Genomic DNA, 22,669 nt, shown 5'->3' on the forward strand with positions numbered 1-22,669 from the left:
GACGTTTACGTAAACGTCAATTATCACTTATTTTTGGCTTCCGGGTCCAGACGGTGCAGGTGTGCCAGCGCTTCTTTTTCGTGCTCGCGGATCTCGTCCAGGTTCGCCTGGAGATCCGTCATCTGCGCCTCGAGCTGCTTGCGGTGCTGGCCCAGCACCTCCAGGAACTTGCGCAACTGGTTGCCTGTGTCGCGCGGGCTGTCGTAGAGGTCAATGATCTCCTTGGCCTCCGTCAACGAAAGTCCCAGCCGCTTGGCCCTCAACGTGAGCTTGAGCCGCGTGCGATCCCGTGGGCTGTAGACCCGGCTGCGCCCGCCCGGGCCAGCACGATCCGGGCGCAGCAGGCCCATGTCCTCGTAGAAGCGCATCGCACGCGTGGTGAGGTCGAATTCCTTGGCCAGATCGCTGATGGTGTAGGTCGTACCCATGAAGTGGAGTTGTTGTCGTTGGTTGGCAGAGATGCTCAGCAGATGTGCCGGGGCAACTTCGGTTGACGTATACGTCAATATATCCGAGAGTGCTTCTTACCGGCATCAATTTGCGAATTTGTCATCTCTCAACCCCAACTTGGCGCAGGTGGTGACCTCGGGGGCTGGTGTTTCGTTTGAGGTGACGTGCTCTGGGGAGTGGTCTGTAGAACGGCCCTTGCTTGTCTCGAGTTCAGAGGCCGGGAGTGCCCCCGGCGGGGCAGTAACTTTTTGGTCTTGCCCAAAAAGTCACCAAAAATGCGCTTTGAATACGGGTTCACGCGGTAAAACTCACTTCGCGCTACGCGCTCCGTTCAGACAGCCACCGCGAGTCAGTTGGGAAGAGGTGTGCACGGCACATCGCTGCGCTCCTGCCGGGCTCGCCCGACGTCGGGCGAGCAGACTGCGCCAGTTTTGAACCACGTTGGTCGTTTGATCACTGAACATCTCGCGAAGTCGCGAGATGCCTTGGCACGAGCGCAGCGATGTGCCGAGTGTTTCTCTGCTGGACTGACTTCCGGCGGCTGTCTGAGCGCAGTGACGAAGGAACGTAGCGAGTTCTGCCGGAGGTATTGGGTATTGGGAGCGCGTTTTTGGTGACTTTTTGCGCGCCAGCAAAAAGTGACTGCCCCGCCGGGGGCAGTCCCGGCCTCTGCGGTGTGGCCAGGTGAGGAGATGTTCTACAGGGCAGAGGGAGCCCTTTTCATGCCCCTGCAATGGAGTGCTGTGCGATTGTGGCGCCCCCAAAGCAAAACGCCCTCCGACTCTGTCGAGTGGAGGGCGGTTTGGGCTGTAAGAGCCTGACGATGACCTACTTTCACACGGGAACCCGCACTATCATCGGCGCAAAGTCGTTTCACTGTCCTGTTCGGGATGGGAAGGAGTGGGACCAACTTGCTATGGTCATCAGGCATAACTGGGTGCTTGGCAGTTCATTTGGTGAACTGCGTTGCGAATTCATAGAGTCTTCAATCAGCTCAATCGTATTGAGGTTAATTTGATTGCGTACTTGGCATAACTACAAGTCTTTGAACATATCAAAGTTATAGGGTCAAGCCGCACGGGCAATTAGTACTGGTTAGCTTAACGCATTACTGCGCTTCCACACCCAGCCTATCAACGTCGTGGTCTACAACGACCCTTCAGGGGGCTCGAGGCCCCGGCAGATCTCATCTTGAAACGAGTTTCCCGCTTAGATGCTTTCAGCGGTTATCTCTTCCACACATAGCTACCCTGCGATGCCACTGGCGTGACAACAGGTACACCAGAGGTGTGTCCACTCCGGTCCTCTCGTACTAGGAGCAGGCTTCCTCAAATCTGCAGCGCCCACGGAAGATAGGGACCAAACTGTCTCACGACGTTTTAAACCCAGCTCACGTACCTCTTTAAATGGCGAACAGCCATACCCTTGGGACCGACTACAGCCCCAGGATGAGATGAGCCGACATCGAGGTGCCAAACACCGCCGTCGATATGAACTCTTGGGCGGTATCAGCCTGTTATCCCCAGAGTACCTTTTATCCGTTGAGCGATGGCCCTTCCATACAGAACCACCGGATCACTATGTCCTGCTTTCGCATCTGCTCGACTTGTCAGTCTCGCAGTTAAGCACGCTTATGCCATTGCACTATCGTCACGATGTCCGACCGTAACTAGCGTACCTTCGAACTCCTCCGTTACACTTTGGGAGGAGACCGCCCCAGTCAAACTGCCTACCATGCACTGTCCCCGATCCCGATAAGGGACCTAGGTTAGAACCTCAAACACACCAGGGTGGTATTTCAACGTTGGCTCCATGAGAACTAGCGTCCTCACTTCAAAGCCTCCCACCTATCCTACACAGATCTGTTCAAAGTCCAATACAAAGCTACAGTAAAGGTTCATGGGGTCTTTCCGTCTTTCCGCGGGGAGATTGCATCATCACAAACATTTCAACTTCGCTGAGTCTCAGGAGGAGACAGCGTGGCCATCGTTACGCCATTCGTGCAGGTCGGAACTTACCCGACAAGGAATTTCGCTACCTTAGGACCGTTATAGTTACGGCCGCCGTTTACTGGGACTTCAATCAAGAGCTTGCACCCCATCATTTAATCTTCCAGCACCGGGCAGGCGTCACACCCTATACGTCCACTTTCGTGTTTGCAGAGTGCTGTGTTTTTATTAAACAGTCGCAGCCACCGATTTTTTGCAACCCCTTTGGGCTCGCTCTGTACGAGTCCACCTACTTGGGGCATACCTTCTCCCGAAGTTACGGTATCAATTTGCCGAGTTCCTTCTCCTGAGTTCTCTCAAGCGCCTTAGAATACTCATCTCGCGCACCAGTGTCGGTTTGCGGTACGGTCGTCAATAGCTGAAGCTTAGTGGCTTTTCCTGGAAGCAGGGTATCACTCACTTCGTCTGCAAGCAGACTCGTTATCACCCCTCATCTTAGCCCGGCGGATTTGCCTACCGGGCACGACTACAGGCTTGAACCAACATATCCAACAGTTGGCTGAGCTAACCTTCTCCGTCCCCACATCGCACTATTGATCGGTACAGGAATATTGACCTGTTTCCCATCAGCTACGCATCTCTGCCTCGCCTTAGGGGCCGACTCACCCTACGCCGATGAACGTTGCGTAGGAAACCTTGCGCTTACGGCGAGCGGGCTTTTCACCCGCTTTAACGCTACTCATGTCAGCATTCGCACTTCTGATACCTCCAGCATCCGTCTCCAGACACCTTCACAGGCTTACAGAACGCTCTCCTACCACGTGCAATAAATTGCACATCCGCAGCTTCGGTAACTGGCTTAGCCCCGTTACATCTTCCGCGCAGGACGACTCGATCAGTGAGCTATTACGCTTTCTTTAAATGATGGCTGCTTCTAAGCCAACATCCTGACTGTTTTAGCCTTCCCACTTCGTTTCCCACTTAGCCAATTTTAGGGACCTTAGCTGGCGGTCTGGGTTGTTTCCCTCTTGAGTCCGGACGTTAGCACCCGGTGCTCTGTCTCCCAAGCTGTACTCTGCGGTATTCGGAGTTTGCCTTGGTTTGGTAAGTCGCCATGACCCCCTAGCCAAAACAGTGCTCTACCCCCGCAGGTAATACTTGAGGCACTACCTAAATAGTTTTCGGAGAGAACCAGCTATTTCCAAGTTTGTTTAGCCTTTCACCCCTATCCACAGCTCATCCGCTAGTTTTGCAACACTAGTCGGTTCGGACCTCCAGTACCTGTTACGGCACCTTCATCCTGGCCATGGATAGATCACTTGGTTTCGGGTCTACACCCAGCGACTAAGACGCCCTATTCGGACTCGATTTCTCTACGCCTCCCCTATTCGGTTAAGCTTGCCACTGAATGTAAGTCGCTGACCCATTATACAAAAGGTACGCCGTCACCCCTTACGAGGCTCCGACTTTTTGTAAGCATACGGTTTCAGGATCTATTTCACTCCCCTCCCGGGGTTCTTTTCGCCTTTCCCTCACGGTACTTGTTCACTATCGGTCGATGATGAGTATTTAGCCTTGGAGGATGGTCCCCCCATATTCAGACAGGGTTTCTCGTGCCCCGCCCTACTTGTCTGCAGCCTAGTACCACCACTGTGTTTTCACATACGGGGCTATCACCCACTATGGCCGGACTTTCCATTCCGTTTTGTTAACACAATGACTATCACTGCAAGGCTCTTCCGAATTCGCTCGCCACTACTATCGGAATCTCGGTTGATGTCTTTTCCTCGAGCTACTTAGATGTTTCAGTTCACTCGGTTCGCCTCGTTGACCTATGTATTCAGTCAACGATACCCTTGCGGGTGGGTTTCCCCATTCAGAAATCTCCGGATCAAAGCTTATTTGCCAGCTCCCCGAAGCTTATCGCAGGCTATCACGTCTTTCTTCGCCTATCATCGCCAAGGCATCCACCATATGCTCTTAGTCACTTGACCCTATAACTTTGACATCTCTTACGAGATACATCGCTGCAAGAATCTCAGACTTATGTGAGGTCTCTCACCTCACGCGTTATGCCGTAATGTGAATGATTCTTTTAGCCGCAATCCATCTCTGGATCACCGCTTTGAGAACGATTCGTCATTACTTGAACAAACAAAGTTTTTGTCTATTCGTTTTGACGCAATCAAATTTGTCACTGGCGGCACGGTGCAGTAAAACCTTTACGAATTTCTGCTTTCCGCCAGCAACGCTGATTTCGACTCTATGAATTTTTAAAGAACAGCCGTATTGACTCCGGTAATCCGGAACCAACAACAAAGAAGTCTGTTTCCAAACTGCTTTGGTGTTGATCTAATCGATACTTCGATAAGCGGGTTGATGGTGGAGGATGACGGGATCGAACCGACGACCCCCTGCTTGCAAAGCAGGTGCTCTCCCAGCTGAGCTAATCCCCCAGGATTCCTTCTCACCAGGTATTGGACGTTTGGTGGGTCTAGTTGGGCTCGAACCAACGACCCCCGCCTTATCAAGACGGTGCTCTAACCAGCTGAGCTACAGACCCATTCCCATATTCAGCAGTCTCTCAACTGCTCAATCAGGCTCGCGTTCCAACAACCGATAAGTGTGGGCGTTCAATCTTGAATGCTGTTTTCCAGAAAGGAGGTGATCCAGCCGCACCTTCCGATACGGCTACCTTGTTACGACTTCACCCCAGTCACGAACCCCGCCGTGGTAAGCGCCCTCCTTGCGGTTAGGCTACCTACTTCTGGCGAGACCCGCTCCCATGGTGTGACGGGCGGTGTGTACAAGACCCGGGAACGTATTCACCGTGACATTCTGATCCACGATTACTAGCGATTCCGACTTCACGCAGTCGAGTTGCAGACTGCGATCCGGACTACGACTGGCTTTATGGGATTAGCTCCCCCTCGCGGGTTGGCAACCCTTTGTACCAGCCATTGTATGACGTGTGTAGCCCCACCTATAAGGGCCATGAGGACTTGACGTCATCCCCACCTTCCTCCGGTTTGTCACCGGCAGTCTCATTAGAGTGCCCAACTAAATGTAGCAACTAATGACAAGGGTTGCGCTCGTTGCGGGACTTAACCCAACATCTCACGACACGAGCTGACGACAGCCATGCAGCACCTGTGTGCAGGTTCTCTTTCGAGCACATCCTCATCTCTGTGGACTTCCTGCCATGTCAAAGGTGGGTAAGGTTTTTCGCGTTGCATCGAATTAAACCACATCATCCACCGCTTGTGCGGGTCCCCGTCAATTCCTTTGAGTTTCAACCTTGCGGCCGTACTCCCCAGGCGGTCAACTTCACGCGTTAGCTTCGTTACTGAGAAAACAAATTCCCAACAACCAGTTGACATCGTTTAGGGCGTGGACTACCAGGGTATCTAATCCTGTTTGCTCCCCACGCTTTCGTGCATGAGCGTCAGTGCAGGCCCAGGGGATTGCCTTCGCCATCGGTGTTCCTCCGCATATCTACGCATTTCACTGCTACACGCGGAATTCCATCCCCCTCTGCCGCACTCAAGCCATGCAGTCACAAATGCAGTTCCCAGGTTGAGCCCGGGGATTTCACATCTGTCTTACATAACCGCCTGCGCACGCTTTACGCCCAGTAATTCCGATTAACGCTTGCACCCTACGTATTACCGCGGCTGCTGGCACGTAGTTAGCCGGTGCTTATTCTTACGGTACCGTCATGGGCCCCCTTTATTAGAAGAGACCTTTTCGTTCCGTACAAAAGCAGTTTACAACCCGAAGGCCTTCATCCTGCACGCGGCATGGCTGGATCAGGGTTTCCCCCATTGTCCAAAATTCCCCACTGCTGCCTCCCGTAGGAGTCTGGGCCGTGTCTCAGTCCCAGTGTGGCTGATCATCCTCTCAGACCAGCTACAGATCGTCGGCTTGGTAAGCTTTTATCCCACCAACTACCTAATCTGCCATCGGCCGCTCCGTCCGCGCGAGGTCCGAAGATCCCCCGCTTTCATCCGTAGATCGTATGCGGTATTAGCAAAGCTTTCGCCTCGTTATCCCCCACGATCGGGCACGTTCCGATGTATTACTCACCCGTTCGCCACTCGTCAGCATCCGAAGACCTGTTACCGTTCGACTTGCATGTGTAAGGCATGCCGCCAGCGTTCAATCTGAGCCAGGATCAAACTCTATAGTTCGATCTTGAAAATTTAAAGTCTTTCGACTTTGCTCAAAAATGGAATTGATGAAGATTAACTTCAACAATACTGTTTATGAGCGTTTGATAGTTCCGAAGAACTTGGCACTCGCCATCAAACGCCCACGCTTATCGGCTGTATGTTTTTAATGAACCCGAAACCCTGAACAACCCCGTGGAGCCATCCGATTTCGTTTGCTTGCTGTGATCAGCGAAGCCTTGAATTCTAACACGTTTTAAAAAGACCTGTCAAACTTTGTGGTCTTTATCGGATCAACCGGAAAACCGGTCCATCCAACTCAACCACCACAACCCAGAGCAACCAAACGTCGTTTTGAGCAGCGAAGCCTTGAAGTATAACACGATTTTTTGATCAATCCGCCAACTTCGCAATCTCTTTCAAGACCGCCACCGCTCTCAATATCAACCAGTTTCCCGGTCAGCACCTCCAAGCAGCGAAGCCCTCAATTCTATACCGATTTTTAAACCCAATCGGCAAAGTTTCGAGAATTTCTTCAAGAACCTCTGAGAACCATCCAGATCACTCCGGAAAATCCCCGCTCTTCTTGAGGAAGGGCTGGATTGTAGACGAGTTTGGTGACGAAAAAGTCATTTTGATGACTTTTTCTGTCGATTGAAGCCCCCTTGTCTGGGAGCCCCGCCTTTGCTCATTCAGTGAATGCTGCGTCCATGAGCAAGAAAATCCATCACCAGCCCGTCAAAGTCCTCGGGTGCTTCGAGCTGGGGCCAATGGCCGATGCCCGGGAGTGTGATGGAGCTGGCATCCTGCAGCACATGCGCCATGGCCTGGAGGGCTTCGGGAGGCATGCAGGCATCCTGCGCCCCGCCCAACAGCAAAGTGGGCACCTGAACCTGGGCCAAGGCCGCCGCATTGCGCTGGAATGCCGGCATCGCCTGCAGGGCGTGCCTATATATAAGGGGATGCACCTCTCCCAGGGCATGGCGTATGAGCCGCACGCCTTCGGGAATCGCCTTCTGCCCCGTCTGCATCGAGACGACGCGCTGTGCCACCTGCGGCATCGACAGTCCCTCCTCCAGTGCCGCAAGGCGGGGTTCCGTCCAGGCCCTGACCGAGGCGTCATCCAGGGGAGGCCCGCCGGCGCACAGAACCAGGCGCTGGATCAGGTTCGCGTCACGCATGGTGGCCTCAAGAGCCACCATGGCGCCCATGCCGTGGCCGACCAGGGTGACGGCCTTGACCTGCAGGGCGTCGATCAAGGCCCGCACGCTCTGCGCCAGCGCCTTGATGTTGTATGGTTCGATCGGCGGCGTGTAGCCATATCCGGGCAGGTCGACGGCAATGGCCCGGTAGCCCTGGCTGGCCAGCGACTCCACGGAGGGCGCGAAGGTCAGGTGCCCACCGTCGACGTCATGCACCATGATGACCGTATGGCCGTGGCCCAGGCTTGTGAATCGGGGAAGAATTGCCATGCTTGAATTCCATCTGGAACCCTTTCGGCAGCAGGCCGATGGGTTGCGATCAATAATATCCCACTCACATACCTTGGATTTAGTCCTCCGCTTTCGGCAATGATCGCCGCGATCCCGTGAATCTCACCTCTTCCTCGCCCCTTGCTTCGACAGCCGCCCGCACGCCGGGCTTCACTTCCCGCGATTTCCGCGATGCGCTGGGAATGTTTGCCACGGGCGTGACCATCGTGACGGCGCGTACCGCCGATGGGCAGCTGATCGGGCTGACGGCCAACTCCTTCAACTCGGTGTCGCTCAACCCGCCATTGGTGCTGTGGAGCCTGGCAAGCAAGGCGGCCTCGCTGGGCGCCCTGAACCAGGTGTCGCATTACGCGATCAACGTGCTGACGGCGCAGCAGCAGGCGCTTGCCGAGCAGTTCGCGCGCCGCGACATCGATCGCTGGGCGGGTGTGGACTACCGCCTGGGCGTGAGCGGCGCCCCGTTGCTGCCGGATGTCGCCGCCAGCTTCGAGTGTTTCAACCGCAGCCGCTATGTCGAAGGCGATCACGTCATCTTCGTGGGCGAGGTGGAGCATTGCACGCACCACGCCGACCGCTCGCCGCTGGTCTACCACGGAGGGCGCTTCTATACGGAGAGCCTGCTGGGAGATTCCGCCGTCGAGGACGACAAGGTGGTGCAGCGCTGAGCGGCTTCCCTCACGAACGCACAGCCAACGCAAAAAGGATGTACCGGCCAGCCGCCGATACATCCTTTTTTCATGGTGCTGCGCATCGTCCGGTGCACAGCCCGCACCATCACTTCGAGGCCGGGCCCTCCGGCAGCTCGATCTTCACTTCCAGGACTTCCAGGTTCTCCTGGCGCTCCAGGTGGACCTTGATATCGTCCGCATTGATCGACACGTACTTGCTGATGACGGCCACCAGCTCGCGCTGCAGCGCAGGCAGGTAGTCAGGTTGGCCGGCGTTGCGGCCGCTGCGTTCGTGCGCGAGGATGATCTGCAGGCGCTCCTTGGCGACTGAGGCGGTTTTCTTCTTCTCCCCGAGCAGGAAGGACAACAGGGACATGTGGCTTACCTCCCGAAGATGCGCTTGAAGAAGCCCGGCTTCTCGGCGTCGGTGAAACGCATGGGCTTGTCTTCACCGAGAAAGCGTGCAACCACGTCCTTGTAGGCCTCGGAAACGTCCGTGCCCTTCAGGTGGATGGCGGGCAGGCCCTGGTTGGACGCCTGCAGCACGTTCTCGGACTCCGGGATCACGCCGATCAGCGGGATGCGAAGGATGTCCTGGATATCGACCAGACTCAGCATCTGGCCGTCTTCCACGCGGTTGGGGTTGTAGCGGGTGATGAGCAGGTGCTCCTTGATGGGCTCCTTGCCTTCGATGGCACGCTTGGTCTTGCTGCCCAGCATGCCGAGGATGCGGTCGGAGTCGCGCACGGAGGAGACCTCCGGGTTGGTGACCACCAGGGCCTCGTCCGCAAAGTGCATGGCCATGAGCGCACCGCTCTCGATGCCGGCAGGCGAATCGCAGACGATGTAGTCGAAATCCATCTCGGAGAGGTCCTTGAGCACCTTGCCCACGCCGTCCTGCGTCAGCGCATCCTTGTCACGCGTCTGGCTGGCGGCCAGGATGAACAGGTTGTCGCACTGCTTGTCCTTGATCAGCGCCTGATTGAGATTGGCCTCGCCCTGGATCACATTGATCAGGTCATACACCACGCGACGCTCGCATCCCATGATCAGGTCGAGGTTGCGCAGACCGACGTCAAAGTCGATTACGGCAGTCTTGTGGCCGGCCAGCGCCAGGCCGGATGCAAAGGCGGCACTGGTGGTGGTCTTGCCCACGCCACCCTTGCCGGAGGTCACGACGACGATTTTGGCCATGTTATGCAAAGTCCTTGCTTCGGGTTTTCAAAATTGGAGAGTCCATCGATGTCTTGATATTCGGGTTCATGCTGCCTGCCGTGCCTCAGAGCGGATCGATCAGCAGCTTCTCGCCGGAAAGCCGCACCTGCGCCGGCTTGCCGTGCACCTCTGCCGGCAGGTCAGTCTCGATGGCCCGGTACATCCCGGCGATCGAGACCAGCTGCGGCTCCATGCAGGTGCTGAAGATCCGGGCGCTGGTGTCGCCCCTCGCGCCGGCAATCGCCCGGCCACGCAGCGGCGCGTAGACATGGATGTTGCCGTCGGCGATCACCTCGGCCCCAAAACTGACCACGGCCATCACCACCAGGTCGCCGCCGCGGGCATAGACCTGCTGGCCCGACCGCAACGGCTTGTCCACCACCACGGTGGGGACGCCCTCGCCGGGCACATGGACCGGAACCTCGACCTCGCGGATCACCTCGCGCACCTCGACCTCGCGCGGCGCCGCGCGCTCGCGTGCCGGCGCATCGGGAGCCGCGATCAGGCCCGCGTCATGCGCGGCCCGGGTCTGCTCCTCGCTGCCGCCGCGCACCGCCACGGGTTGCGTGTGGTGCTTGCGCAGCTCGCGCACGATGGCCGCGAAGTCGATGGGCTCCTCCGCCTCGCGCACCGCGGCCAGGTCGATCAGGATGGGGTCGTTGTCGAAGAATTCGGGATCGTCGGCCAGACGCGCATCCAGTTCGGCCGCGAATGCTGAGATATCGGGACTCTTGAGCACCACGGCTACCACCGGCAACTGTGCGCTCTTGAGGTCAAAACTGGTGCGGGCCTGGCCCGCCGTATCAACGGCCATGAACAGAAGTGGTGGGGTCACGAAAACAGCGGCTGCGCGGCGGCAACCCGCTGCACGAACCGCAGGGAACAAGCCTGCCTGCATGCCTCGCGGCGCCCGCAGGGAGGGTCTTGAGAGCGCAGTGTACAGCGGGCCAGGGCAATTGCTGCATCAGTACGTTTCTCTCAGCGAGGGGAGTGGGCGCCGCGCAAGCCTCCGCACCCTACCTTTTAGCTGGCTGTCACGATATTGACATCACTCATAGGCAAATTGCATCGCTTTGCAACGAAACGCATCCGAGAGACATTTGCCGTGAATCACCAAGCCACCTTCACCGTCAAGACGATCACGGCAGCCACGCTCGCGCTGGCCGCGTCCCTGGCTGCGCCGCAGGCCGGCTGGGCCGCGGCGTTTCAGAACGGCAACTTCGTTGCCTACCGCGTGGGCAGCGAGGGCGGCGCCAAGTCGGTCTTCCTCGACGAGTACGACGTGGACGGCACGCTGGTGCAAAGCGTTCCCCTCACGTCGGAAACGGCCGATTCGCTGGCCGCCTCCAGCACCGGCTCCGAGGGCCTGCTCACGCTCTCGGCCGATGGCCGGTGCCTGGCGGTGCCCGGGTATGCGGCTCCCGCCAGCGCAACGCTCAAGATCAAGGCAACGACAGCCGCTGCAGTCAACCGGGCCGTGGCACTGGTCGGCGCGGATGGCGGACTGATCGGCGGGCTTCGCAAGCTCGGCGACGCGGCCTATTCCACGGATTCCATCCGCAGCGCCGCCACCGACGACTGCCAGGGTGCATGGACCAGCGGCAAGGCCGATGTCGATGCCAACGGCGGTCTCTGGTATGTCGGCGGCAGCGGCGCATCCGCCGCCCTCTATGGCGCGAACTCGCAGGGACTCGCCATCAGCGGCGGACAGTTGCATGTCTCCCTGGCCGGCAAGGGCACGCTCAACCTCGTGAGCCCGGCACTTCCCAAGTCCGGCAAGGCGACCGTCGCCAAGGTGAACAGCATCACCACCAACAATTTCCGCGGGATCGCATTCGTGCGTCTCCAGGCGGGCAGCGACAGCGCCGACACCCTGTACGTAGCGGCCAACGACGCCAAGCCGCCGGCGATCCAAAAGTACGTCCTGAACGCCGGCACCTGGACGCTGAGCGCCACCACATCCATCGGCGACACCGCCGAGGTGCACGGCCTTGTCGCCATGCCCACGGGTGACGGACACGCGCTATTGATGGTCACGGATGGCAGCGGCAATGTCTACCGCGTGTTCGACACATCGGGGGCGCAGCCTGCGCTCAGCGCTCCCCAGCCCCTGCTGGCGCCGCAGGGTGGAAATGTGTTCTACGGCCTCGCGGCCACGCCCCAGGCCCTGTCGCCCGCTGCCGTGCCGTCAGCCCCCACCGGCGCCACTCTCGCCAACACCGGGCCGGGCCAGGCCAACGTGTCGTGGAGCGCCGGTGCGGGCGCACCAGCCGCCTTCCATGTCGTGGAAGTCTCCGGCGACGGCTTTGCCACCGTGGCCCAGTCCCGCATTGCCGTGGGCACCAGCGTGGCGCTGATGGATCTCCAGGCGGGCCAGAAGGCCCGCGTGCGCGCGGTCAACAGCCTGGGCGGCAGCGCGAGCGCCGTGGCCCAGGGCAGTGCCAGCGGCGGTGCCCTGCCTCCCACCGCGACCCTGCCCGCCGACGCGGCCTATTCCGGCGTGGTCGGCGATGCGGCGGACCCGCTCGCCACACAGGGCCTGAGCTTCACCGTGGCCGACCCTGCCGGCGACGCGGGCGCACTCCAGGTCACGGCCGCCTCCAGCAACCCCGCCGTGCTGGACGGCACCGGGGTGGTCGTGCAGAACAACGGCGGCACGGTGTCGCTGAAGCTCACTCCCAGGGGCGTGGGCTACAGCGACGTCACGCTGACCATTGCATCGGGCAGCGCCTCCATCACGCGCACCCTGCACTATGCGGCGTCCGCGGGATCGGTCTCGAACACCGATACACGCTGGTTCGCCGGCCGCTCGGATGCATCCTCTGCACTCACCGTGCCCGGCACGGACACGCTGCTGGTCGTGGACGACGAGGCACCTGCCCAGGATGCCTCGGGCAACGCCCTGTCCGGAGGGAACTCGCTGTTCGCCTTCGACCCACGGACCGGCGGCCTGCCCGTGAGCCAGCTGGTTCCAGACGCCTCGCTGGGCCTCTCCAATGCCGCAAGCTGCTCGAACACCGGCTTCACGGGACTGGCCAAATGCGACGCGGATGGCGAAGTGGACATGGAGTCGAGCTTCCTCGTCGGCAACCGCATGTACGTTGCCGGCTCGCACTCGAACAACAAGAACGGCCGGTCGCGCCCCGATCGCTGGCGCCTGTTCGCCATCGACGTGAATCCGGCCGACCACAGCACCCGGGCCGCGGGCTACTACCAGTGGCTGCGCGAGGACCTGCGCGCCTGGGATGCCGCCAACGGCCACGGCCTGGGCGCCGACCATCTGGGCCTGGTGTCGAGCTCCGACGGCGGCGACAAGAACCCGCTCAAGGCGCCCGAAACCGATACCCTCTCGGGCTTCTCCATCGAAGGCAGCACGATCAGCCCCGACGATGCGCACATCTGGCTGGGCTTTCGCGCGCCGCTGGTCAGTGCACCCGGCCAGCCGGCCGTCACGCCGGACGTGGCCACGGGCCGCACCCATGCGCTGATCATTCCCGTGGGCCACTACGCCGCCCTGCTGGCCGACAACGGCGGCACCAAGGGCAGCGCGCAGATCGGCGGGCCGATCCGGCTGGATCTCGGAGGACGCGGCATCCGCGAAATCCGCAGGAATACCGCCGGTGAATACCTGATCGTCGCCGGTCCGCCCAACGGCGCCACCGGCACGGCGCCTCGGGATTTCCGGTTGTTCTCGTGGGACGGCCGGGTGAGCAGCGCGGGTCTGGCGCTCAACGTGCGTGCGCTGGACGCCAACCTCGCGCCCATCACGCCGCCCGCCGTGCAATGCTCCGCCGAGGGCATCGCCGCCCTGCCCGATGCCCTGGCCCAGGGCGGCACGAGCACCATCATCAGCGACTGTGGTGACGCCGTGTTCTATGGCGACACCACCGTGGCCAAGGACCTGCCCTATGCCGCCTGGAAGAAATTCCGAAGCGATGCCATCCGCATTGCCGCGCTGCCCCGGCTCGGCCTGTCGGCTGCCGCGAGTGGCAACGCCTCGGCCGACCTGACCCTCTCCGCAGCGCAGGCCGGAGCACTGCACGCCGTCGTGCTGCCGGCCGGCTCCGCGGAGCCCAGCTGGGAGCAGATCCGCGCGGGCCTCGACGCCCGGGGGCAGGCCGCGCTCTGGCGCAACCCGCCCACCGGAACACCTTCGGCCGCAGGCCAGCCCGTCACGCTGCAGGCACAAGGGCTTGCAGCGGACACGGCCTACGTCGCCTATGCCATCGTTGTACCGGATGCCGGAGCCCCGAGCCTCGCCGCCCGCGCCGAGGTGCGCACCCAGGCCACGCCCGCCGGCCAGGCCATCGACTTTCCACAGCCGGCAGACCGCCTGCTCGGCAGTCCCGCGGTGCATGTGACCGCCACGGGCGGTGCGTCGGGCGGGCCGGTGAACTTCTCCAGCCTCACGCCGCAGGTCTGCGCAGGCACGGGAACCACCGGTGCGACCGTCACCCTGCTGCGCGCTGGCACCTGCACGCTGAAGGCCACCCAGGCGCCCGCAGCCGGCACCCCCGCCCCTGCTCCGGTGGAACGCAGCTTCGAGATCCGGCTGCCGGCGCTGGCAGGCAGCCAGCTTCCCGGCGCCGACGGCAGCAGCGGCACGGTCAGCGGCAACGGCTGGCAATTCGCCGCCAACTCCCCGGGCGCCGCATCGAGCGCATCGCTGCCGGCGCTACCTCCCGGCTACCGTTTCGTGTGGCCCACCGGCTTTGGCTTCGTGCTCGCAGGGGGCTCCGGCAGCGGACCGGCGACGGTCGCCCTGAATTTCCCGCAGGCCGCGCCCGGGAACGCCATGCTGTGGAAGTTCGGTCCGACCTCGGCCAATGCGCAGCCGCACTGGCACGACGTGCGGGCCGGCTTCAACGCCGCGCGCACGTCGGGCAGCTTCTCTGTCAGCGATGGCGGAGAGGGGGATGAGGACGGGCTCGTCAACAGCGTGATCGTCGATCCCGTGTTCGTGGTGGCACCCTTGTCCACCACGACGCCGCCCGTTCAGGCCACGAGCGTGCCGACGCTGTCCGAGGCCGGCCGCGCACTGCTGGCGCTGGTGCTCGGTGGCGCCGCATTCCTCGGCGTGCGCAGGCGCAGGCTGTAACCCCTGCCAGACAAGGGAAAAAGGCTCGCGGATGTCACCATCCGCGAGCCTTTTTCAATGGACGGGCCGCCGTATGCGTCAGGGTGTGCGTCAGAGCTTGGGAATCTTGATGCGGCTGATCATCAGCGAGCCCGACAGCGCAAACAGCAGCACCAGCGGATGCAGGGTGAAGCCGGCGATAGCCACCTTGCCGAACCACAGGTGCTCGCGCACGGCCCCCATCGACGCGGCGACGCCCAGCACCAGCACCAGCAGGAACGACGTGGGAATGGGCGTGCCTTCGAAATACTTCACCTTGCCCGAGGCGCCCTCGGAGAGGGTTTCCGCCGTGACGTTGTAGCGCGCCAGGCGCGACACGCCGCAGGCCACGAAGAAGGCCAGCACGATGCGGTCGTACATCCCCTGCATGCCGCAGGCATAGGCGATGATTGCGGGTGCCACGCCGAACGAGATCACGTCGGCCAGCGAGTCGAGCTCGCGCCCCATGGCGGACGACTTCTGCCGCCAGCGGGCGATGCGGCCGTCGAGCACATCGAACACGAGCGCGGCAAAAACCAGGGCCGCTGCGAAATAAATGTGCTTGACGTCCACTGTCTCCAGGAACGTCATTGCCGAAAACAGCGCACCGACGCCACAGACGGCATTTCCCAGTGTGAACCAGTCCGCAAGATGGAACTCGCGGATCATTGAAAAGCGTTTTGGTGGAACGGTCATATCGGCATTATGAAGGTTTCATGCACCGATCCATGAACTCAGGCACCCCTCTAGCATCACGGGGGTATGGCGCCCCTTCGGAAAGAAAGGGGTAGCGAAAGTGCTCAGTGCAGGGAGCGGTGCGAAACGAAGTCGCGGATTATCGTACCGAAATCCGCGCACCTGCCCCGCATCTCAGCCCCTGTACCGCCACCTCCTTCAACGGAACCGAGGTTGACGTTTCTCGATGAAGGCCGTCACGGCCTCGCGGTGGTCCGCCGTCTTGTGGGCGATGGCCTGGTAGCCCGCCGACATCTCGAGCAGGGACGCCAGCGAGGCATGCTCGCCCTCGCGCAACAGGCGCTTGGTCATGCGCATCACGGCCCCCGGGTTGGCGGCGATCCTGACCGCCAGCTTCCTGGCCTCGGCCATCAGCTGGTCGCCGGGAACCACGCGGGAGACGAGGCCGAACGCGAGCGCTTCCGCGGCGTCGATCGCCTCGCCGGTGAATGCCATCTCCGACGCCTTGGCCATGCCGACCGCGCGCGGCAGCAGCCAGGCGCCGCCGTCGCCCGGCACGATGCCCACGCGCACGAACGACTCGGCGAAGGTCGCGGTGTCCGCGGCAATGCGGATGTCGCACATGCAGGTGAGATCGAGCCCAGCGCCGATGGCCGGGCCGTTGACGGCGCAGATGACCGGCACGTCGAGCTGGTAGAGCGCATTCGGGATGCGCTGGATGCCCTGGCGGTACTCCTCGCGGATCATGTCGGGCGTGAGCGCGTCGTCGAAGAAGCGCTTCATGTCCTTCACGTTGCCGCCCGAGCTGAAGATGGGGCCCGCACCCGTGAGGATGACCACCTTGATGCCCGTGTCCGCGCGCACGTCGTCGCACAGCTTCACGAATTCATCGACGGCGGTGTTGCCGGTCAGCGCATTGCGCGTCTCCGGCTGGTTCATGGTGGCGATGAGCACTGCGCCCTCGCGTTCGATCGTCAGGAATGCCATGGGTTGTTGTCTCCTTGAGATACGTTCATCCGTTGCGCTCAGGCTGTCTCCACGTCGGTGATCCGGCGGATCACATCGAGCGTCATGCCCTCTGCGTCCAGCAGCGCCTCGCCTGCAACGCCCTGCCAATAGCCTTCGCTGCCGGCGGTTTGCCGCCAGGCATGCAGGCGCCGCGTGAAGAGTTGCAGATCGTATTCCTCGGTGAAGCCGATCGCGCCATGGATGGCATGCGCGGTTTCCGACACGGCCAGCGCCGCCTGGCTGCAGCGCGCCTTGCCCGTGGCCACGCGCAAGCGAGCCACTTTCACGCCCGGGCCGCTGCAGGCCAGCTGGGCTGCCATCCGGGCGGCAAACACATGTTCGCTCATCACGGCCAACTGGTGCTGGATCGCCTGGAACTTGCCGATCGGGCGGCCGAACTGCTGGCGCTCGTTGGCGTACTGCAGCGTACGGTCGAACACCGCCTGGAGCGCCCCCGCCATCTGCGCGGCGACCACGGCGGCCTGCAGTGTGCGCGCATCGGTTCCGGCCGGCAGCGCAAGCGGCGGCGCGGAGTGCCAGTGATCGGCGCTCCATTGCACGCCCGCGTCCAGCGCCTGCGCCTGCGGCGAAAGCCGGGCGGACGACAGGTCCAGCAACCGCCATTCATCTCCCCGTTGCACCAGTGCCGACTGCGCCACGCGCGCATCGCGCACCAGAGGCGCGCTCACGCCGCCATCCGCGGCGCTCGTGGCCTGCGCCAGCACGATGCGCGACCTGGGCGCATCCATGCCGGCGCGCGCCAGCAGCGCGCGAGCCACCATGGTGTCGGCGAGCGGCAGAGGCAGGGCGTGGGCCCCGCACTGCGCCAGAACGCCGAACAGGTCCTGGAGCCCCAGGCCCGCGCCGCCCTGCTCCTCGCCCAGCATGGCGTCGGCCAGGCCGGTGGCTTCGAGCTGCTCCCACAGCGCCTGTGCCTGCGGCGCCGCATTGCCGGCGTTCTCGATCGCGCGCACGGCCTGCGGCGTGCATTGGTCGGCCAGCACCTGCCGTGCGGCATCGGCAAACAGGTCTTCGTTGTTGTTGTTGCTCATGATGGATGACTCCTTCTTGCCGGTGGTGGTCAACGCAGGCCCAGGCCGCGCGCGATCATGCCGCGCAGGATGTCGCGCGTGCCGCCGCGCAGCGAGAACGAGGGCGAAGCCTCCGTCACGTACTTCAGCGTCATCAGGAGCTCCACCGGCACGTCCTGCGCATCGCGCGAGAACAGGTCTTCGGCAATCGCCGCGGGAATGAACTGCTCCAGCGTGGTGCCGAGCTCCTTCACCAGCGCCGCCTCGACGATGGGGCTTTCGCCGCGCGTGAGCTTCTCCTGCACCGAGATCGACATTGCGCGCAGGGGTGCGAGCTCGGTCAGGACCCGCCCCGCCAGCTGCCGCGCGGAGGGCGTACGGCCCTCGGGCGTACGGACATAGTCCAGCCATTGGTCGAACAGCACGATGGACGAGAACAGGCGTTCCGGCCCGCTGCGCTCGAAGGCGAGCTCGGCGGTGACCTGCTCCCACCCCTGGCCTTCGTTGCCGATGAGCGCATCCGGGCCGAGCTGCACGTTCTCGAAGAACACCTCGCAGAAGTGGCTGTCGCCCGACAGGTCCTGGATGGGACGCACCGTCACGCCCGGCAGCGACAGGTCGACGATCACCTGCGACAGTCCCTTGTGGCGGTCCTCGCCCGTGCCCGACGTGCGCACCAGCGCGATCATGTACTGGCAGTGGTGGGCGTTGGTGGTCCAGATCTTCTGGCCGTTCAGCAGGAAGCCCTTGTCGTTGGGTACGGCCTTCGTGCGCACGCTGGCCAGGTCCGAGCCCGAGTTGGGCTCGCTCATGCCGATGCAGAAGAAAGCCTCGCCCCGGCAGACCCGGGGAATGTAGAAGCGCTTTTGCGCCTCGGTGCCGTACTTGAGGATCAGTGGAGCGCTCTGGCGATCGGCAATCCAGTGCGACCCGACCGGCGCGCCGAAGTTGAGGAACTCCTCCAGCAGCACGTAGCGCGTGAAGGCACTGCGCCCGCCGCCGCCGTACTCCGTGGGCAGCGTGACTCCCAGCCAGCCCCTGGCGCCCAGCTGGCGGCTGAAGTCGGTGCTGTAGCCGCCCCAGGACCGCGCGCGAACATGAGCGGGCATGCCGCGCGTGGCCTCGGCCAGGAAGGCGCGCACTTCGCCGCGCAGCGCCTCGTCCTCTGCGGGAATGCGTGTGAGATGCAATGAGTCGAGTGTGCTCATGCCAGTACCCCCATGTGTTTCAGTTGTTCGAGCTGCTGCGCGTCGATTCCCAGGTGGCGTGCGAGCACCTCGTCGGTGTGCTGCCCGATCTGCGGCGGCGGCAGCCGGTAGTCGACGGGCGTGCCGGACAGGCGCAGGGGACTTGCGACGATGGGCACGTCGCCGGCCTGCGGATGCGCCATGGTGCGCTGCATGCCACGGGCCTGCACCTGCGGGTCGTCGAAAACGTCGCGCACGGTGTTGATCGGACCACAGGGAACGGCGTGCTGCTCGAGCAGGGCAATCCAGTCCTTCGTCGTTCTGCCCATGGTGCGCTCGCGGATCATCGCCACGAGCTCGACGCGGTGTTCGAGCCGCGCGGCATTGGTCGCGAAGCGGCCATCCTGCGCCCACCCCGCCTCGCCGATCGCGTGGGCGAAACGCGCGAACTGGCCGTCGTTGCCGATCGCGAGAATCATGTGGCCGTCGGCCGTGGGAAAGTCCTGGTAGGGCACCGTGTTCGGGTGCGCATTGCCCATGCGCGCCGGCACCGTTCCGCCGTAGAGGTAGTTCATGCCCTGGTTGGCGAGGCATGCCACCTGCACGTCCAGCAGCGCCAGGTCGATATGCTGGCCGCGCCCGGTGTGCTCGCGCGCCTGCAGCGCAGCCAGGATCGCGGTGCTCGCATACAGCCCCGTGAGGATGTCGGTGAGCGCGACGCCCACCTTCACCGGCCCGCCGCCGGGCTCGCCATCGGGCTTGCCCGTGATGCTCATGAGGCCACCCATGCCCTGGATGAGGAAGTCGTATCCCGCGCGGTGCGCATACGGCCCGTCGTGGCCGAATCCCGTGATGGAGCAGTAGACGAGGCGCGGGTTGAGCCGCGCCATGCTGTCGTAGTCGAGCCCGTACTGCGCCAGCCCACCGGTCTTGAAGTTCTCGATCAGCACATCGCATTGCGCCGCCAGGTCGCGCACGATGCGCTGGCCTTCGGGCCGGGTGATATCCACCGCCACCGACTGCTTGTTGCGGTTGGCGCACATGTAGTAGGCCGACTCGCCGGTGGGATGGCCATCGGCATCCTGCACGAACGGGGGCCCCCAGGCGCGCGTGTCGTCGCCCGCGCCGGGGCGTTCGATCTTGATGACCTCTGCCCCCAGGTCGCCCAGTGTCTGGCCCGCCCAGGGCCCCGCCAGCACGCGCGAAAGATCGAGCACCCGGATATGCCCGAGCGCGCCCGCCGCCATCATTGCTGCGGTACCTTGGCCTGGATGACGATGCGCTTCCACAGCTCGATCTCCTTCTTCTGGAATTCGCGCATCTGCTGCGGCCCGCCGGTCATCGGCGTTGCGCCCAGGCGCTCGTAGAACGCGCGCGTCTCATCCATCTTCGAGATCTGGGTGAACAGCTCGGCAAGCTTCTGCGTTTCGGCAGCGGGTGTCTTGTGGCTGACCATCGCGCCCACCCATGTGTAGGCCTCGAAGCCCGGCAGCCCGGCCTCGGAGAACGTGGGCACGTCGGAGGCCGACGCGACACGCTTGTCGGACGCCACGGCGAACACCTTCACGCGGCCGCCCTTGGCAAGTTCCTGCACGGCGGTGACTTCGGCGAAGGTGTACTCGACGGTGCCCGCCGCCACGGCCGTCATCGTCTCGCCTGCGCCCTTGAAGGGCACGTACACGGTCTGCACCCTGGCCTGGTCGTTGAACAGTTCGCCCATGAGCTGATAGCCTGCCGATCCCGCGCCGAAGTTCACCTTGCCGGGATGAGCCCCGGCATAGGCGATCAACTCCGGCAGATCCTTGAAGGGCGCACCCGGTGCCACCGCCAGCATGGCCGGCGAGCGCATCATCATCGTGAGCGGGGAGAAATCGGCCACCGGGTCGTAGGGCAACTGCTTGAACAGCGCCGCATTCACGGCCAGCGTGGAATTGCTGCCAATGAAGACCGTATAGCCGTCGGCAGGCTGCGTGAGCACGTATTTCACGGCCAGGAAGCCATTGCCGCCCGGCTTGTTTTCCACCACCACGGCCTGGCCGGTCAGGTCCTGCAGCTTCTTGGCGAAAAAGCGCGCGGACGTGTCGGTGCCGCTGCCCGGGCCGAACGGCACGATGAACTTGATCGGCCTGGAAGGAAAGCTCTCGGCGGCCGGCGCAATGGCCGGAACGACGGCGGAGAGCGCCAAGGCGCAAAGCACGGCCCTGCGGGTGGTGGTGAACTGCATGTGTTGTCTCCTTGGAAGTCTCTGTAGTGCCTGGCGGTTGCTACCGTCCCATGCACGCGCTCTCAACTGGAGGTCACACTCTATGCAGCGCGGTTGTCTGCGTCTAATATTAGTTTTTTGCAAACTGATATTCATTCAGTATTGAGCGGAGCGCCTCCATCCATGAATCTGCGCCAGTTGCGCCAGTTCGTCACGCTCGCCGAAACGGGCAATTTCCATCGCGCGGCCGAGCAGCTGCACATGGCGCAGCCGCCGCTTTCGGTGTCCATCCGCAAGCTGGAGGAGGAGCTCGGCAGCCCGCTGTTCGAGCGCACCACCTCGGGCGTGCTGCTCACTCCCGCGGGCGAGGCCATGCTGACGGATGCGCGCATCACGCTGCTGCACGCGGAGCGCTGCCGGCATGCGGTGCAGGATGTGCGCAGCGGGGAAGGCGGCCTCGTGCGGCTGGGCATCATCGGTTCGGCCACCTATGCGATGCTGCCCGAGCTGATCCCATCGCTGCGCGCGCGGTACCCGAAAATGGAACTCGAGCTGAGCGAGGCCACGTCCTCCGAGATTCTCGAGGGCCTGCTCACGCGCCGCTTCGATGCCGGGCTGCTGCGCTACCCGGTGCTTGACCCGAGCGGCTTCGAGATCCTGCCGCTGGATCGCGACGATTTCGTGCTCGCGGTGAACGAGCACAGCCCCCTGGCTGCGCGCGATGCGGTTGCGCTGTCGGAGGCAGCGGACGAGCCGTTCATCCTGTATCCCGCCGACAGAGTGCCCGGGCTGGCCGCGCTGGCGATGATGCGCTGCCAGTTCTCGGGCTTCGTGCCTCGCGTGGCGCAGGAGGCGATGCAGGTGCACACCATCATGAGCCTGGTGGCATCGGGGCTCGGCGTGGGGCTGGTGGCCAGCGTGTCACGGCTGATGATGCCGCGCGGCATCAAGTGCCTCGCGCTCACCGACAACCCGCCGGGATTCCACGTGGGGATTGCGCTGGCGCGGCTGCCCGGCGGCAACAACCGGGCGGTCGAGCGCTTCACCGAGCACGTGCTGCGCGTGACGAAGGCCGCGCGCGGCGGCGTGGCCAACCTCGACAGCCCGGTCTGATCAACTCGTCATTTCATGGAGGCTGGTGATCGCGTAGCCCTTTTCCTTGAGCTGCCGGCCCGGTGCCTCGATGCCGTACTCGGGCCAGCGGTCCAGGTCCTCGTTGAGGTCCTTGTTGCGCTCCTCGTCGTGCCAGTCCCAATTGGTGACTTCCTGGGGAATGTTCTTGCCCACGGGCACCACGAGATGCGAAAACTTGCCCCGGCCTTCGTCGCGGCGGAATACGTTCACGAACATGTGCTTGTCCTCGATTTCCAATGAGTGAATGGGAAGGGCTTGACTGACCACTCTAAGATGCGCAGCACGCACGTGGGGTAGGAGAAGACCTACCAGTCTTGACCCAGGGCAATGCCCATGCAGACAGAGCGTCA

Annotated in this window: 15 protein-coding genes, 2 tRNA genes and 3 rRNA genes; 3 read left to right on the forward strand and 17 right to left on the reverse strand. The window is 62.4% G+C overall.

What is annotated here, in order from left to right; translation table 11 throughout:
* Positions 1 to 23 precede the first annotated feature (23 nt).
* The 7 genes from H9K76_RS20040 to H9K76_RS20070 form a co-directional block, all read right to left on the reverse strand.
* A complete protein-coding gene (locus H9K76_RS20040; protein WP_187597039.1) occupies positions 24 to 428 on the reverse strand; it encodes a MerR family transcriptional regulator in 405 nt (134 codons plus the stop codon).
* Between the two features lie 837 nt (positions 429 to 1,265).
* A 5S ribosomal RNA gene (rrf, locus tag H9K76_RS20045) occupies positions 1,266 to 1,378 on the reverse strand.
* Between the two features lie 136 nt (positions 1,379 to 1,514).
* Positions 1,515 to 4,393, reverse strand: a 23S ribosomal RNA gene (locus H9K76_RS20050).
* A gap of 386 nt (positions 4,394 to 4,779) precedes the next feature.
* Positions 4,780 to 4,855, reverse strand: a tRNA-Ala gene (locus H9K76_RS20055).
* Positions 4,856 to 4,885: 30 nt separating this feature from the next.
* A tRNA-Ile gene (locus tag H9K76_RS20060) sits at positions 4,886 to 4,962 on the reverse strand.
* A 94-nt stretch (positions 4,963 to 5,056) separates the two neighbouring features.
* A 16S ribosomal RNA gene (locus H9K76_RS20065) occupies positions 5,057 to 6,589 on the reverse strand.
* The 16S, 23S and 5S rRNA genes sit together here with 2 tRNA genes alongside, the layout of an rRNA operon.
* A gap of 671 nt (positions 6,590 to 7,260) precedes the next feature.
* Complete coding sequence (locus tag H9K76_RS20070; RefSeq protein WP_187597040.1) at positions 7,261 to 8,040, reverse strand: alpha/beta fold hydrolase; 780 nt, start codon at positions 8,038 to 8,040, stop codon at positions 7,261 to 7,263.
* Positions 8,041 to 8,243: 203 nt separating this feature from the next.
* Here H9K76_RS20070 and H9K76_RS20075 point away from each other — a divergent pair, with 203 nt between their 5' ends.
* On the forward strand, positions 8,244 to 8,726 hold the full coding sequence (locus tag H9K76_RS20075; RefSeq protein ID WP_187600759.1) for a flavin reductase family protein: 483 nt from the start codon (positions 8,244 to 8,246) through the stop codon (positions 8,724 to 8,726).
* Between the two features lie 109 nt (positions 8,727 to 8,835).
* On the opposite strand, the gene minE is transcribed toward H9K76_RS20075, so the two are convergent.
* The 3 genes from minE to minC all read right to left on the reverse strand — a co-directional run bounded on the left by minE (position 8,836) and on the right by minC (position 10,758).
* Positions 8,836 to 9,105 carry a cell division topological specificity factor MinE gene (gene minE, locus H9K76_RS20080; RefSeq protein ID WP_187597041.1) on the reverse strand — a complete coding sequence of 90 codons (270 nt, stop codon included), beginning with the start codon at positions 9,103 to 9,105 and terminating at the stop codon, positions 8,836 to 8,838.
* 5 nt (positions 9,106 to 9,110) lie between these two features.
* Positions 9,111 to 9,923 (reverse strand): septum site-determining protein MinD, encoded by an 813-nt coding sequence (gene minD / locus H9K76_RS20085; protein WP_187597042.1) that lies wholly within the window; start codon positions 9,921 to 9,923, stop codon positions 9,111 to 9,113.
* Positions 9,924 to 10,008: 85 nt separating this feature from the next.
* A complete protein-coding gene (minC, locus tag H9K76_RS20090) occupies positions 10,009 to 10,758 on the reverse strand; it encodes a septum site-determining protein MinC (RefSeq protein ID WP_187600760.1) in 750 nt (249 codons plus the stop codon).
* A gap of 291 nt (positions 10,759 to 11,049) precedes the next feature.
* Between minC and H9K76_RS20095 the strand changes: the two genes are divergently transcribed.
* Positions 11,050 to 15,042, forward strand: coding sequence for an IPTL-CTERM sorting domain-containing protein (locus H9K76_RS20095; RefSeq protein ID WP_187597043.1), 3,993 nt, complete (start codon positions 11,050 to 11,052; stop codon positions 15,040 to 15,042).
* A gap of 90 nt (positions 15,043 to 15,132) precedes the next feature.
* On the opposite strand, the gene pssA is transcribed toward H9K76_RS20095, so the two are convergent.
* From pssA to H9K76_RS20125, 6 genes are all read right to left on the reverse strand, one after another.
* Positions 15,133 to 15,756, reverse strand: coding sequence for a CDP-diacylglycerol--serine O-phosphatidyltransferase (gene pssA, locus H9K76_RS20100; protein WP_187597044.1), 624 nt, complete (start codon positions 15,754 to 15,756; stop codon positions 15,133 to 15,135).
* Positions 15,757 to 15,954: 198 nt separating this feature from the next.
* Positions 15,955 to 16,743, reverse strand: coding sequence for a crotonase/enoyl-CoA hydratase family protein (locus tag H9K76_RS20105; protein ID WP_187597045.1), 789 nt, complete (start codon positions 16,741 to 16,743; stop codon positions 15,955 to 15,957).
* 38 nt (positions 16,744 to 16,781) lie between these two features.
* Positions 16,782 to 17,816 (reverse strand): acyl-CoA dehydrogenase family protein, encoded by a 1,035-nt coding sequence (locus tag H9K76_RS20110; RefSeq protein ID WP_187597046.1) that lies wholly within the window; start codon positions 17,814 to 17,816, stop codon positions 16,782 to 16,784.
* A gap of 29 nt (positions 17,817 to 17,845) precedes the next feature.
* Positions 17,846 to 19,003, reverse strand: a complete 1,158-nt coding sequence (locus H9K76_RS20115; protein WP_187597047.1) for an acyl-CoA dehydrogenase family protein — start codon at positions 19,001 to 19,003, stop codon at positions 17,846 to 17,848.
* The gene (locus tag H9K76_RS20120) at positions 19,000 to 20,232 is read right to left on the reverse strand and encodes a CaiB/BaiF CoA transferase family protein (protein ID WP_187600761.1); all 1,233 of its coding nucleotides are present in this window, start codon (positions 20,230 to 20,232) and stop codon (positions 19,000 to 19,002) included. Before H9K76_RS20120 ends, H9K76_RS20115 begins: the two co-directional genes overlap by 4 nt.
* Complete coding sequence (locus tag H9K76_RS20125; protein ID WP_187597048.1) at positions 20,229 to 21,206, reverse strand: Bug family tripartite tricarboxylate transporter substrate binding protein; 978 nt, start codon at positions 21,204 to 21,206, stop codon at positions 20,229 to 20,231. Before H9K76_RS20125 ends, H9K76_RS20120 begins: the two co-directional genes overlap by 4 nt.
* A 162-nt stretch (positions 21,207 to 21,368) precedes the next feature.
* Between H9K76_RS20125 and H9K76_RS20130 the strand changes: the two genes are divergently transcribed.
* Positions 21,369 to 22,298, forward strand: a complete 930-nt coding sequence (locus H9K76_RS20130) for a LysR family transcriptional regulator (protein WP_187597049.1) — start codon at positions 21,369 to 21,371, stop codon at positions 22,296 to 22,298.
* On the opposite strand, the gene H9K76_RS20135 is transcribed toward H9K76_RS20130, so the two are convergent.
* The gene (locus tag H9K76_RS20135) at positions 22,299 to 22,535 is read right to left on the reverse strand and encodes a DUF6139 family protein (RefSeq protein WP_187597050.1); all 237 of its coding nucleotides are present in this window, start codon (positions 22,533 to 22,535) and stop codon (positions 22,299 to 22,301) included. It lies immediately after the preceding gene.
* Positions 22,536 to 22,669: the final 134 nt, after the last annotated feature.

The organism is Diaphorobacter ruginosibacter (genome assembly GCF_014395975.1).
Taxonomy (GTDB): domain Bacteria; phylum Pseudomonadota; class Gammaproteobacteria; order Burkholderiales; family Burkholderiaceae_C; genus Diaphorobacter_A; species Diaphorobacter_A ruginosibacter.

Excerpts from the sequence above, each read along its gene's own strand:
- H9K76_RS20120 (WP_187600761.1), bottom strand. The coding sequence starts at position 20,232 with ATGATGGCGGCGGGCGCGCTCGGGCATATCCGGGTGCTCGATCTTTCG.
- H9K76_RS20110 (WP_187597046.1), bottom strand. The coding sequence starts at position 17,816 with ATGAGCAACAACAACAACGAAGACCTGTTTGCCGATGCCGCACGGCAG.
- H9K76_RS20105 (WP_187597045.1), bottom strand. The coding sequence starts at position 16,743 with ATGGCATTCCTGACGATCGAACGCGAGGGCGCAGTGCTCATCGCCACC.
- minD (WP_187597042.1), bottom strand. The coding sequence starts at position 9,923 with ATGGCCAAAATCGTCGTCGTGACCTCCGGCAAGGGTGGCGTGGGCAAG.
- H9K76_RS20115 (WP_187597047.1), bottom strand. The coding sequence starts at position 19,003 with ATGAGCACACTCGACTCATTGCATCTCACACGCATTCCCGCAGAGGAC.
- minE (WP_187597041.1), bottom strand. The coding sequence starts at position 9,105 with ATGTCCCTGTTGTCCTTCCTGCTCGGGGAGAAGAAGAAAACCGCCTCA.
- pssA (WP_187597044.1), bottom strand. The coding sequence starts at position 15,756 with ATGACCGTTCCACCAAAACGCTTTTCAATGATCCGCGAGTTCCATCTT.
- H9K76_RS20135 (WP_187597050.1), bottom strand. The coding sequence starts at position 22,535 with ATGTTCGTGAACGTATTCCGCCGCGACGAAGGCCGGGGCAAGTTTTCG.
- H9K76_RS20075 (WP_187600759.1), top strand. The coding sequence starts at position 8,244 with ATGTTTGCCACGGGCGTGACCATCGTGACGGCGCGTACCGCCGATGGG.
- H9K76_RS20040 (WP_187597039.1), bottom strand. The coding sequence starts at position 428 with ATGGGTACGACCTACACCATCAGCGATCTGGCCAAGGAATTCGACCTC.
- minC (WP_187600760.1), bottom strand. The coding sequence starts at position 10,758 with ATGGCCGTTGATACGGCGGGCCAGGCCCGCACCAGTTTTGACCTCAAG.
- H9K76_RS20070 (WP_187597040.1), bottom strand. The coding sequence starts at position 8,040 with ATGGCAATTCTTCCCCGATTCACAAGCCTGGGCCACGGCCATACGGTC.
- H9K76_RS20125 (WP_187597048.1), bottom strand. The coding sequence starts at position 21,206 with ATGCAGTTCACCACCACCCGCAGGGCCGTGCTTTGCGCCTTGGCGCTC.
- H9K76_RS20130 (WP_187597049.1), top strand. The coding sequence starts at position 21,369 with ATGAATCTGCGCCAGTTGCGCCAGTTCGTCACGCTCGCCGAAACGGGC.